This window comes from Dyella telluris (assembly GCF_014297575.1).
In the GTDB taxonomy this organism is placed as follows: Bacteria; Pseudomonadota; Gammaproteobacteria; order Xanthomonadales; family Rhodanobacteraceae; genus Dyella; species Dyella telluris.
Window position 1 is genome coordinate 993,576 of the sequence record NZ_CP060412.1, and the last position, 12,918, is coordinate 1,006,493.

Here is a 12,918-nt window from a genome sequence, read left to right on the forward strand (position 1 = left end):
GGCTGACAGGCACTATGTCCGCGACCGACGTAACCACCCGGGCTCCCACCATCGCCGTCATCGCCGGCGAAGATTCCGGGGACCAGCTCGGTGCCGACCTGATCACGGCGCTGCGGCGCCGTTATCCCCTGGCGCACTTCGTCGGCATCGGCGGCGCGCGCATGCAGGCTGTCGGATTCGATTCCTGGTTCGACATCAAGGAACTGTCACTGTTCGGCTTCGCGGAGGTGGTGTCCCACCTCCCGCGCCTGCTGAAGCTGCGCAAGGAACTGATCGCGCGCATCGTCGCCGCCAAGCCGGACGTGGTGGTCGGCATCGATGCGCCGGACTTCAACCTCGGCGTGGAAAAGCGCCTGCGCGAAACCGGCATCCGCACCGTGCACTACGTCAGCCCGTCGGTCTGGGCCTGGCGCGAGAAGCGGGCCGAGAAGATCGGCCGCAGCGCCCACCGCGTGTTGTGCCTGTTCCCGATGGAGCCGGCCATCTACGCAAGGCACGGCATCGACGCGCGCTTCGTGGGCCATCCGCTCGCCGACCGGTTTGCGCTGGTCTCCGACCGCACCGGCGCGCGCGACTTCCTCGGCCTTGCGCAGAACGTACCGGTGCTTGCCGTGCTGCCGGGCAGTCGTGGCACCGAGATCAAACAACTGGGTAGCGCCTTCATCGAAGCGGCGCGCAAGGTTGCCGCGCAACTGCCGGGGCTCCGCATCATCGTGCCCGCGGCGAACGAACGCGTGCACGCCACACTCAGGCAACTGATCGGCAACAGCGAGAGCGAAAGTGCACCGCTGCTGATCGATGGTCATGCGCACGAGGCCATGCTTGCCGCCGACGTGGTGATGCTGGCCTCCGGCACGGCCACGCTGGAAGCGATGCTCGCCAAGCGCCCCATGGTCGTGGGTTACCGCGTATCGCCGGTGAGCTACCGCATCGCCAAGGCGATGAACATGCTCAAGACGGACGTCTATTCGCTGCCCAACATCCTGGCCCGCGCCAGCGGCATGGGCGATGACGTGGTGTTGGTACCCGAACTGATGCAGGACGACTTCAACGTCGACAAGCTGGCCGAGGCCACGCTGGCGCTGTTCCAGGACAGCGAGCGACGCGGCGCCATCGTGGCCGCCTTCGAGCAGCTGCATCTTGCGCTGCGCGGCGATCTGGATGGCCATGCAGGCGACCTGGCGGCAGACGCCGTCGCCGAACTGATCGAGGCGCCGCATGGCTGAGCCCAGGGCCAGACGACGCACCTCCGCCGAAGCTGCCACGCGCCTCGTCGCCGGCGTGGACGAAGCCGGGCGTGGCCCACTCTGCGGCCCGGTGGCGGTCGCCGCCGTCATCCTCGACCCGCTGCGCCCCATCGACGGTCTCAACGACTCCAAGAAGCTCACCGAGCTGAAACGCGAAGCGCTGTATCCGCTGATCATCGAGCGGGCGCTGGCGTACAGCATCGTGATGGTGATGTCCGATGAAATCGACCGCATCAACATCTACCAGGCCACCATGAGCGGCATGAGCCGCGCGCTGGTCGGCCTGACGCCTGCCGCGCACGAGGCGCTGATCGACGGCAACGCGCTGCCGCGCGACCTGCCCTGCCCGGGGCGCGCCATCATCGGGGGCGATGCGCTGGAGCCGTCCATCAGCGCCGCGTCGATTCTTGCCAAGGTCACGCGCGATCGCTGGATGGTGGCGCTGGACCAGGAACACCCCGGCTACGGATTCGCCGAGCACAAAGGTTATGGCACACCGGCGCACCTGGCCGCACTCCAGCGCTTGGGCCCTTGCCCGCACCATCGCCGCAGTTTCGCGCCGGTGAAGATCCTGGTGGATCAGGGTGTGCTGTTCTGAAGCAGCACCCTGCAGTAATGCAACTGCGAGGCCAACCAACGCACCCGCAGGCATGCCCTATGACCCGCGTCACCGGCCTGCAACGGCGCTAGCCTAAGCTCCAGTCCACGGAACAGCGGTCACTTGCTTTGCACGGCCCGTGCAACCTTTCAGGCGGCCGCTGCATCCGAATGGACAGGAAGCGAAGTTGCCGGGTTGATCGTCTCACCCGATCGTCTCAACGACACGGTGAACTTCCGCCACGCAGGGACGATGGCCCCATGTGCGCCTCCCCACAGCATGGGATTGAAGACTCCAACCAAGCGCGCATTCGACCGCGGGAGTCCAGCATGAGCACGATCCGCCGCCCGAACGACCCAGTCACCGATGGCCTGAGTCCCAACGTGTCTCCCTCGTCGCAGTTCACGCCCGATGAGATGGCCGCCATCGCCGAGGCCGAATACAAGCATGTCGACTACGACCGGCACCCGTTGCGGGTGCAGGGACTGGATCACTACTTCAACTACTCCGAAGGCAACGAGCGTTTCCACATCTCGTAATGCCCGAGCGTCGGCGACGATGGTGGGCCATCGTCGCCGGGATAAGGACGGTCAACCGCGCAGGCGACTGTGGCGATAGCCGTAACCGATGTAGATGAGCATGCCCAGCGCGGTCCAGCCGGCCAGCAGCAGCCAGTTGCCGGTGTTCATCTGCGCCAGCAGGAACAGGCACACGATCACGCCCAGCGTGCACACCACGGGCGCCGCCGGCACGCGGAAACCGCGCGGTAGATCCGGGCGCGTGCGACGCAGCACCAGCACGCCGATGCACACGGTGGCAAACGCCAGCAACGTCCCCATCGACAGCAGGTCACCCAGCAGGCTCAGCGGAAACACCGCAGCGAGAAGGCCACCCACCACACCCACCAGCACCGTGGTGCGATGCGGGGTCTTGAAGCGGTCGTGCACCGCGCCGAACGTGCGCGGCAGCAGGCCGTCACCCGCCATGCTGTAGAGAATGCGCGCCAGGCCCATGTGCATCACCAGGATCACCGAGGTCAGGCCAGCCACGGCACCGATCTGCGTGAGCACCTTCAGCCATGCCAACGAGGGATGCGCCGCCAGCGCGGTGGCCACCGGCTCGGCGGTGGCCAGTTCCGCATACGGCACCAGGCCGGTCAGCACGGCCGCCACCACGATGTAGAGCACCGTGCAGATGGCCAGCGAGATCAGGATGCCCGCCGGCACGTTCTGCTGCGGATTGCGCGTTTCCTGCGCCGCCGTGGCCACCGCATCGAAGCCGATGTAGGCATAGAACACGCTGGTGGCCGCGCGGAACACACCCGACCAGCCGTAGTGGTCGCCACCCTGGCTGGCCGGCACGTACGGATGCCACAGCGAGGTGTCGATGTACTGCAGGCCGAACACCACGAACAGGATCACCACCAGCACCTTCAGCACCACCACCACGCTGGCGAACAGCGTCGACTGGCGGGTGCCTGCGTAGAGCAGCATGGTGATGGCCGCCACCACCAGCAGCGCCGGCAGGTTCATCCAGGCCCCGGTGATCACGAAGTGCCCGTCCTTGAAGGCCAGCGGCGCATTGGCCAGCACGGACGGCACGTCGATGCCCATGCTGTGCAGCAGGCCCACGCCGTAGCCGGACCAGCCCACCGCCACCGACGACACCGCCAGCAGGTATTCGGCCACCACGTTCCAGCCGATGAACCAGGCCAGCAGTTCACCGAAGGTGGCGTAGGCATAAACGTAGGCACTGCCGGACACCGGCAGCATGGCGGCGAACTCCGCATAGCTCAGGGCCGCCAGCGCGGCGGCCAGGCCGGCGAGCACAAACGAAATGGTCAAAGCCGGGCCGGCATGCTCGGCGGCAGCCTGCCCGGTGATGACGAAGATGCCTGCACCGATCACCGCACCCACGCCCAGGACGATCAGATCCTTCAGGCCCAGCGTGCGCCGCATGTTGTCGCTGGCGGCCAGCGACGCCTCGATGGGTTTGACGGTGAACAGCGAGCGGATCAATGACATCGGCGTTTTCCCGGCAGCGTCAGGGCTGCCGTCCAGAAGATGAAAGCACCGGAACATGACAGCCCCGGCCCGTCCCTGCAACCGCCATTGGTCTGCCCTTTCCCGGGCCACCGGCGGCCCCGCGCCCTCCACTATGCTTCGGCATGGGGAAGGAGTTCATCCATGAGACGTTCCATCCACAGGGCGCTGGCCGTGCTGGCGCTGAGCTTCGCCACGGTGTGCCAGGCCCGTCCAGGCCCGGGTGATATCCCGCCCGACTATCTGGGGCATGCCCGGGACGGGCACGACCTGCGCGTATCGGACCTGCACGGCAAGGTCGTGATCGTGACGTTCTGGGCGTCCTGGTGCGGCTACTGCCGCAAGGAGCTGCCTGTGCTCGCCGCCCTGCAGAAGCTCAAGGGCACCCGCGACCTGCAGGTGATTGGCGTGAACCACGACGATGACTACGACAAGTACAAGGACCTGAGCCGCCGCTGGAAGGATCTGGACATCCTGCTCACCTACGACCCGCCGGACGGTCGCATAGGCAAGCCTTACAAGATCGACAGCCTTCCCTTCATGGTCATGATCGGGCGCGACGGCCGCATCGCCCAGGTTTTCACCGGCTATGACGAAGACATGCTCGATACCATCATGTCCGACGTGGATGACCTGCTCGCCCAGCCGGCGCCCACGGCACCGGCGAACGCCACGGCGAGTCCGCCATCCTCCTGATCCCACGCGGAAAAGCCGGTCGGGAAACAATGTCAATTCTTGCCCGGTCCGGGCTGCACCGTTAGGCTGGGCATCCATCCTGCGCGTGCGCCATGTCCGTCCGCTTCGCCCACCTCCACCTTCACAGCGAATACTCGCTGGTCGACTCGACCATCCGTATCAAGGGACTGGTCGATGCCTGCGTGCGCCAGGGTATTCCCGCGGTCGCGCTGACCGACGACAGCAACATGTTCGCGCTGGTGAAGTTCTACAAGGCATGCAGCGCGGCCGGCATCAAGCCGATCGGCGGCTGCGACCTGTGGGTCAGCGCGCCGGATGATCCGCGCCCCTGGCGCCTGACCCTGCTCATCCAGAACCACGCGGGCTATCTCAACCTGTCCCGACTGGTGTCGCGCGCCTGGCGCGACGGCCAGCACAGCGGCCGTGCCATGGTCGACGCGGCGTGGCTCACGCCGGAAGTGACGCACGGCCTGATCGCCGTGCTCGGCCGCGACAGCGAAGTGGCGCGCATCGCCGTGAACCAGGGCGTGGATGTGGCGGTGGCGCGCCTGCGCCCGCTCGCCGCGCAGCTGGCCGACCGGCTTTACCTCGAGCTGACCCGTACCGGCCGCGAGGGCGAGGAAAACTGGAATGCCGCCGCGCTCGGCGTGGCCGCGCAACTCGACCTGCCGGTGATTGCCAGCAACGACGTGCGCTTCCTCAAGCAGGAAGGCTTCGAATCGCACGAAGCGCGCGTGTGCATCAACCAGGGCCGTGTGCTGGCCGACCCCAAGCGTCCACGCGACTACAGCGACCAGCAATACCTCAAGTCGCCCGAGGACATGCAGGCGCTGTTCGCCGACCTTCCCGAGGCGCTGGAAAACACCATCGAGCTGGCCAAGCGCTGCTCCCTGGAGCTGAGCTTTGGCACGTATTACCTGCCCGACTTCCCGGTGCCCGAAGGCCACGACCTGGCCAGCTACATCCGCGAACTCTCGCGCGAGGGCCTGAGGGAGCGCCTGGAATTTGCCGGCGTCGCGCCCGGCCGTACCCGCGAGGAGTACGAGACGCGACTGGAACGCGAGCTGGACGTCATCATCAAGATGGGCTTCCCCGGTTACTTCCTGATCGTGGCGGACTTCATCAACTGGGGTAAGCAGAACGGCATTCCGGTCGGCCCCGGTCGTGGTTCGGGTGCCGGTTCGCTGGTGGCGTGGGTGCTGAAGATCACCGACCTGGACCCGATCCAGTTCGACCTGCTGTTCGAGCGATTCTTGAATCCCGAACGCGTGTCGATGCCCGACTTCGACATCGACTTCTGCATGGATCGCCGCGACGAAGTGATCGACTACGTCGCGCGCAAGTACGGCCGCGACCACGTCAGCCAGATCATCACCTACGGCTCGATGGCGGCGAAGGCCGTGCTGCGCGACTCCGGCCGCGTGCTCGGCATGGGCTACAACGCGGTGGACCGCATCGCCAAGCTCATTCCCGCGCGCCCGCTCGACCTCACGCTGCAATGCGCGCTGGGTCGTTCGGAAAAAGCCAAGAAAGAACCCGATCGCATCGTCAAGGATTTCTGCGACCTCTACGACCAGGACGAGGAAGCACGCACGCTGATCGACCTGGCGCTGAGCCTGGAAAGCATCACCCGCGGTGTCGGCAAGCACGCCGGTGGCGTGGTGATCGGCCCCAAGCCGCTCACCGAATTCGCCCCGCTGTATTGCGAACCGGGTGGCGCCGGCGTGGTCACGCAGTACGACAAGGACGACGTGGAAGCCGTCGGCCTGGTGAAGTTCGACTTCCTCGGCCTGCGCACGCTCACCATCATCGACTGGGCGGTGAAGGCCATCAACGCGCGCCGCGCGGTGAGTGGCGAGGAAGAACTCAACATCGCGGCCATCGCCACCGATGACCCGGCGGCGTACGACCTGCTGAAGAAAGCGCAGACGGTCGCCGTGTTCCAGCTCGAATCCTCGGGCATGCAGCGCATGCTCAAGGATGCAAAACCCGACCGTTTCGAGGACATCATCGCGCTGGTGGCGTTGTACCGCCCCGGCCCGATGGACCTGATTCCCAGCTTCGTCGCCCGTAAACACGGCCGCGAGGAAGTGGTGTATCCCGATCCGCGCGTCGAACCGATCCTGAAAGAGACCTACGGCATCATGGTCTATCAGGAACAGGTGATGCAGATGGCGCAGATCGTGGGCGGTTATTCGCTCGGCGGCGCCGACCTGCTGCGTCGCGCGATGGGCAAGAAAAAGCTCGAGGAAATGGCGAAGGAACGCGCCAAGTTCCGCGAGGGCGCCGCCAAGGACGGACTCACCGGCGAAAAGGCCGATGAGATCTTCGACCTGATGGAGAAGTTCGCCGGCTACGGCTTCAACAAGTCGCACGCGGCCGCGTACGCGCTCGTCTCGTACCACACGGCCTGGCTGAAGGCGCACTACCCCGCCGAGTTCATGGCCGCGACGATTTCGTCGGACATGGACAACACCGACAAGGCGGTGACCTTCATCGACGAGTCGAAGGCGATCGGCCTGAAGGTGCTACCGCCGGATGTGAACGCCTCGGAGTTCATGTTCGTCGCGGTGGAACCGCGCGTGATCCGCTACGGGCTGGGCGCCATCAAGGGCGTGGGCCAGGGCGCGTGCGAAGCGATCGCCGACGAGCGCAAGCGCGGTGGTGATTACAAGGATCTCGCCGACTTCTGCCGTCGCGTGGATTCGACCAAGCTCAATCGCCGCGTGCTCGAAGCGCTGATTCTTTCCGGCTCGCTGGATGCGCTCGCACCGAACCGCGCCAGCCTGATGGCACAGCTGCCGAACGCCATGAAGGCGGCCGACCAGCACCTGAAAAACAAACAGGCCGGCCAGAACGACATGTTCGGCGCCATGATGGGGGGCACCGCTCCCACGGTCGAAGTCGATCTTCCGGTCGTGGGCGACTGGCCGCTCGAACAGAAGCTGCAGGGCGAGCGCGATACGCTCGGCCACTACCTATCCGGCCATCCCACCGACCCGTGGCGTGACGAGCTGGCACAGCTCTCCACCTGCCCGCTGGGCGAGATCGGCGACCGCTACCAGCCGCCCAAGCCGCGCAAGAACGACGGCGACGACAACCGCTTCCGTCGCGGCCCGGATACGCCGTGGACGGTGGCCGGCATGGTCACCGGCGTGCGTAAGCGCGGTGACAGCGACGCCTTCGTGCGCCTTGAAGACGGCACCGGCATCATCGAAGTGAGCTTCTTCGGTGACCTGTACCAGCAGGTCGCCCCCATGCTCACGCGCGACCAGTTGCTGGTGGTGGAAGGCGGCCTGCGCATTGACGACTTCTCCGGCGGTGGTTTCGCCCTGCGCGCCCGTAGCGCCTACACCCTGGGGGATGCCTGCCGCCGCTTCGCGCGCCTCTTGCGTTTAAAACTGAACGGCGTGAACCCGGGTTTCATCGACGACCTGCGCCGCACGCTGGCCGGCTACCGTGGCGGGCGCGCCAGTGTCGTGCTTTACGGCTACCACAACGCCATCGCACAGGCGGACCTTGAGCTGGGTGAGGAATGGCGCGTGGACGCCATCCCGGAGCTCCTGCGCGCCATCCGCGCGGTTCCCGGGGTGGAAGCGGCCAGGCTGCGCATCGTCAAGTCGGACGACCGGCCGCGCGGCGACTGAAATATTAGAAGTGAGTTAAGAGGAGTGAGAAGCGAGAGAAGGCGGGCTGGCTCTCACTTCTCATTCCTCGTCACTGTTTTCCTCGCGCTTTCCCATACGCCCCCGTTCCCGCGATTTTTCACAGACCGGTATACTGGCGCGCTTACGGTTATGAACTGCACCGAATGAATCCCAACTTCCTCGATTTCGAACAACCCATCGCCGAGCTGGACGCGAAGATTGAAGAGCTTCGCCACGCCAGCCACGGGCAGGCGTTCAACATCGACGAAGAAGTCGGCCGCCTGCGTGAAAAGCTGAAGCTGAAGACCAACGAGATCTTCCGCAACCTCACGCCCTGGCAGGTCACACAGCTGTCGCGCCATCCGGGTCGCCCGTACACGCTCGACTACATCAGCGTGATGTGCGACGAGTTCCACGAGCTGGCCGGCGACCGCGCCTACGCGGATGACGCCGCCATCGTCGGCGGCCTTGGCCGCATCAACGGCCGTTCGGTGATGATCATCGGTCACCAGAAGGCACGCGATACCAAGGGCAAGGTGCGCCGCAACTTCGGCATGCCGCGTCCCGAGGGTTACCGCAAGGCACTGCGCCTGATGAAGATGGCCGAACGTTTCGGCCTGCCGCTGATTACCCTGATCGACACCCCAGGCGCCTACCCGGGCGTGGGCGCCGAAGAGCGTGGCCAGTCCGAAGCCATTGCGCGCAACCTGCTGGAAATGGCCGACCTGAAGACACCCATCGTCTGCACCGTGATCGGTGAAGGCGGTTCGGGTGGTGCGCTGGCCATCGGCGTGGGTGACCGCACCGTCATGCTGCAGTACTCGACGTATTCGGTGATTTCACCGGAAGGCTGCGCATCCATCCTGTGGAAGAGCGCCGAGAAGGCCAAGGATGCCGCCGAAGCGCTGGGTCTGACGGCACCGCGCCTGCTGGAGCTGGGCCTGATCGACAAGGTGGTGCGCGAGCCGCTGGGTGGCGCCCATCGCAACCCGCACTCCATGGCCGTGCGCCTGAAGGCGGTGCTGCTCAACCAGCTCGACGAGCTGGAAGCACTGCCGGTGAAGGATCTGCTGGACCTGCGCTACAAGCGCCTGCGCGGCTACGGCGCGTACAACGAGTAAGCGTGACCCCACGGGGATTCGCCACGGTGAATCCCCGTCTCGCCGCCTCGCGGCGATACCGCGCATGTCGCCTGCCCGGCAGGCACGTTCAGCTGGCGCGATGAAACCCAAAACCCATTCCAGGGCACTCACCCTGGGCGAGGCAGGAAACGCTTGCCCGTCGCCCGGGTTACCCGGCGACTGGTCCGGAGGCTGGCCCCGGCTCCACCGGATACGCGACAGGCGTAGCCGGCGACACCCTCTGGCATTCCCATCCGTATCGATACGGAGGCGTCAGTCCATGGCTCACTTCCAGCTTCGACCCGCGTCATCCCGCCTCGCCCTGGCCATTGCCGGCGCGATCGCCGTGGCGGGCATGGCGGTTTCACCCATCGCCCGCGCTCAGTCCGAGGGCAACATCCTTATCGCCGACCAGTTCAACAACCGGGTGATCGAGATCAATCCGGCCACGCATCATGTGGTCTGGACGTTCGGCAATGGCTCGGACGTACCGGGCCCGCACAGCGTCGTCGGCGTCAACGATGCCGAGCGCATCGGCCCGCTCACTCTCATATCCGGCACCGGTACTCCGCCCGGACTGCCCGGATGCAGCGACACCGTGAACGGCTGCCCCGACAACCGGGTCTTCATCGTCGATCCGTCCGGCAACATCGTGTGGCAGTACGGCCAGGCTGGCGTCACCGGCGACGGTCCGAACCAGCTCAACACGCCGGTGCACTCGCTGTTCCTGATCAGCTTTCCGGGCCACACCGGCCCCCACGTCCTGATCACCGACCAGGGCAACCAGCGCGTCATCCTGGTGAACCTCAACCACCAGATCGTCTGGCAGTACGGCACCACGGGCATGGCCGGCGACGGCCCCGGCCAGCTCAGCAACCCCAACAGTGCGGAGGTACTCGCCAACGGGCATGTACTGATCGCCGATGAAAGTAATAACCGCGTCATCGAGATCACCACCGGCGGGAAGCTCGTGAAGACCTTTACCGACCAGGGCACGGTCAGCGGCGCTGCATTCGCCAGCCGGCTGGCCAACGGCGACACGCTGATCTCCGACGCCAACAACAATCGCATCGTGGAAGTGAACGGCAGCGACCACACCGTATGGCAGTACGTCACCAACACCGCCGCGGACAGCAACCCCTCGCCCGCGCCCACGCGCGCCGTGCGCTTGCAAAACGGCAATACGCTGATCAGCGACCAGTTCAACGACCGCGTCATGGAAGTCACGCATGCCGGCAAGATCGTGTTCCAGCAGGGCACGATCAACGCACCCGGCAGTGGCTTCAATCAGCTGAACGGTCCTTACGACGCCAAGGTGATCGGCGACTTCACCGGACTCACGCCGCCGTTCAGTGTGCAGCCTTAGTGAAGGACTTCGCTTCGCAGCCCCGGCACGCCCGGGGCTGCGTTTGCATGACCTGTCGCTTCCACGGGTTATGATCGGCCCCGCCTGTCACAGCGGAGGCCGACATGGCCAGCGAACACGCCACCAAGCTCGCCGTACTCATCGACGCGGACAACGCGCAGCCGACCATCGCCGAGCCACTGCTGGCGGAAGTGGCCAAGTACGGCACCGCGCACGTCAAGCGCGCCTACGGTGATTGGACGTCCAATCACCTGAAGGGCTGGAAGGAGCAACTGCTCACGCAGTCGATCCAGCCGATCCAGCAGTTCGGCTATACCAGCGGCAAGAACGCTACCGATTCGGCCATGATCATCGATGCGATGGATCTGCTGTATTCGGGGCGTTTTGACGGCTTCTGCATCGTTTCCAGCGACAGCGATTTCACGCGACTGGCGGCACGCATCCGCGAATCGGGCCTGATCGTCTACGGCTTCGGCGAACGCAAAACGCCCGACCCGTTCGTGGCAGCCTGCGACAAGTTCATCTACACCGACATCCTCATCGCCAAGCCGGATGAAGAACAACCACTGAAGCCACGCACCGCGGCACAGCTCAAGCAGGATTCCAGCCTGGTGAACCTGCTGCGCAACGCGGTGGAAGCGGCTTCGGACGACGACGGCTGGGCCACGCTGAGCGGCGTGGGTTCCATCGTCACCAAGCAGCGTCCCAACTTCGATGCGCGTTCCTATGGCTACAACAAGCTGAGCGAACTGATCACCGCCACCACCTTGTTCGAGATCGATCGCCGCAGCTCCGGCGAAGGTCGTCCGAAAGTGATCTACGTGCGCAACAAGAGCAAGAAGCCGGCGGCCCGTGACTAATACGCTGCCGGAGATTCTGCACGGCGCGCTGCGCCAGCATCCGCAGGGATCCCTGTGCGTGGCCTACAGCGGCGGCCCCGATTCCACCGCCGTGCTGCACGCACTGGCGCAGCTGCCGCAAGCGCATGCGCGTGGCCTGCGCGCCTTGCATGTCGATCACGGCCTGCACCCGGACAGCCACATCTGGGCCGAGCACTGCAGGCAGCTGGCGCAGGCCTGGGGCGTGACCTGCCTGGTGTTGCGCGTGGACGTGGATCACGCACGCGGCTACGGCCTGGAGGCGGCCGCACGCGATGCGCGCTACCGCGCCTTCGCCGCATCGCTGCAGAAGGGCGAACAACTGGTACTGGCGCATCACCGCGACGACCAGGCGGAAACCGTGCTGCTCAAGCTGCTGCGCGGCGCGGGCCCGGAAGGCCTGGGCGGCATGCGCGCCACGCGCCGGCTGGGTGACGGGCAGCTGTGGCGCCCGCTGCTGGACGCACCACGCCAGACGCTGCGTCGTTACGTGGAGCAGCACGAACTGCCGTGCATCGACGATCCGTCGAACCACGATGCGCGCCTGTCGAGGAACTTCCTGCGCCACGAAATTCTCCCGCGCCTGAGCCAGCACTGGCCGCAGGCGGTGGATTCCATCGTGCACAGCGCACGCCTGCATCGCGCCGCCACCGAGGCACTGGAACAGCAGTGGCGTACCGAGGGGGCCCGGCTGCTGGATGCGTCCAATGGCAGCCTCGACGCCAGTGGCTGGCTGGCGCTGTCGCCTGCGCTGCGCCATCCCCTGCTCGACGACTGGCTGCATGCGCGTGGACTCAGCGCCCCCACCAGCGCGCAGCGCGAACAGATCGAACGCCAGTGCGGCGCCCGCGAGGGCCAGCTGCCATGCATCCGCTGGCCCGGCGTGGAAGTCCACGTGTGGAAGGGGCGCCTGTGGGCACTGCCGCCCCAGCCCGCGATCGACCCGCAGTGGCAGGCCCGTTGGCAGGGCGAGCCGCTGCCCCTGCCCGATGGCGGCAGCCTGCTGCTGGAGCCGCCGGTGCGGCTGCCTGCCCCGCTGACGGTGCGCCTGCGCCGGGGCGGCGAGCACCTTCGCCCGGCCGGCGATCCGCACACGAGGGAGTTGCGCGACCTGTTCCAGCAAAGCGGCATGCCGCCGTGGCGCCGGGCGGCCTGCCCCATGTTCTATGCCGGGGAGGAACTCGTCGGCGCGGGTGACCGCTGGTTCACCGAGCGCGGCATCGCCGTGCTGGGCGACGCCCGCCCCCGCTGGCAGCCCGCCTGGTAGCCCGGCCAGTCGCGGCACGAACGCGACACCACTGCCCCGCGGATTGATTCCGCACG

10 protein-coding genes are annotated in these 12,918 nt (G+C 66.2%); 9 read left to right on the forward strand and 1 reads right to left on the reverse strand.

The genetic code is table 11. The annotated features are described in order from the left end of the window. Positions 1-14 precede the first annotated feature (14 nt). From lpxB to H8F01_RS04605, 3 genes are all read left to right on the forward strand, one after another. On the forward strand, positions 15-1,226 hold the full coding sequence (gene lpxB, locus H8F01_RS04595) for a lipid-A-disaccharide synthase (protein ID WP_187057879.1): 1,212 nt from the start codon (positions 15-17) through the stop codon (positions 1,224-1,226). Further along, positions 1,219-1,845: a ribonuclease HII gene (rnhB, locus tag H8F01_RS04600; RefSeq protein ID WP_187057880.1), complete on the forward strand. Its 627-nt coding sequence runs from the start codon at positions 1,219-1,221 to the stop codon at positions 1,843-1,845. Before lpxB ends, rnhB begins: the two co-directional genes overlap by 8 nt. Positions 1,846-2,174: 329 nt before the next feature. After that, positions 2,175-2,384 carry a hypothetical protein gene (locus H8F01_RS04605; RefSeq protein WP_187057881.1) on the forward strand — a complete coding sequence of 70 codons (210 nt, stop codon included), beginning with the start codon at positions 2,175-2,177 and terminating at the stop codon, positions 2,382-2,384. A gap of 51 nt (positions 2,385-2,435) precedes the next feature. Here the strand turns inward: H8F01_RS04605 and H8F01_RS04610 are convergent, their stop codons facing one another. After that, positions 2,436-3,869, reverse strand: a complete 1,434-nt coding sequence (locus H8F01_RS04610) for an amino acid permease (RefSeq protein ID WP_187057882.1) — start codon at positions 3,867-3,869, stop codon at positions 2,436-2,438. Positions 3,870-4,031: 162 nt separating this feature from the next. On the opposite strand from H8F01_RS04610, the gene H8F01_RS04615 reads away from it, so the two are divergent. From H8F01_RS04615 to tilS, 6 genes are all read left to right on the forward strand, one after another. Further along, positions 4,032-4,583, forward strand: a complete 552-nt coding sequence (locus H8F01_RS04615) for a TlpA disulfide reductase family protein (RefSeq protein ID WP_187057883.1) — start codon at positions 4,032-4,034, stop codon at positions 4,581-4,583. A 92-nt stretch (positions 4,584-4,675) separates the two neighbouring features. Next, positions 4,676-8,230, forward strand: coding sequence for a DNA polymerase III subunit alpha (dnaE, locus tag H8F01_RS04620; RefSeq protein ID WP_187057884.1), 3,555 nt, complete (start codon positions 4,676-4,678; stop codon positions 8,228-8,230). A 164-nt stretch (positions 8,231-8,394) separates the two neighbouring features. Further along, positions 8,395-9,351, forward strand: a complete 957-nt coding sequence (locus tag H8F01_RS04625; protein ID WP_187057885.1) for an acetyl-CoA carboxylase carboxyltransferase subunit alpha — start codon at positions 8,395-8,397, stop codon at positions 9,349-9,351. 280 nt (positions 9,352-9,631) lie between these two features. Continuing rightward, positions 9,632-10,717 (forward strand): NHL repeat-containing protein, encoded by a 1,086-nt coding sequence (locus H8F01_RS04630; RefSeq protein ID WP_187057886.1) that lies wholly within the window; start codon positions 9,632-9,634, stop codon positions 10,715-10,717. 104 nt (positions 10,718-10,821) lie between these two features. Continuing rightward, on the forward strand, positions 10,822-11,577 hold the full coding sequence (locus H8F01_RS04635; RefSeq protein WP_187057887.1) for an NYN domain-containing protein: 756 nt from the start codon (positions 10,822-10,824) through the stop codon (positions 11,575-11,577). Further along, on the forward strand, positions 11,570-12,862 hold the full coding sequence (gene tilS, locus H8F01_RS04640; RefSeq protein ID WP_238481149.1) for a tRNA lysidine(34) synthetase TilS: 1,293 nt from the start codon (positions 11,570-11,572) through the stop codon (positions 12,860-12,862). The genes H8F01_RS04635 and tilS overlap by 8 nt, the downstream gene beginning before the upstream one ends. The last annotated feature ends 56 nt before the right edge of the window (positions 12,863-12,918 follow it).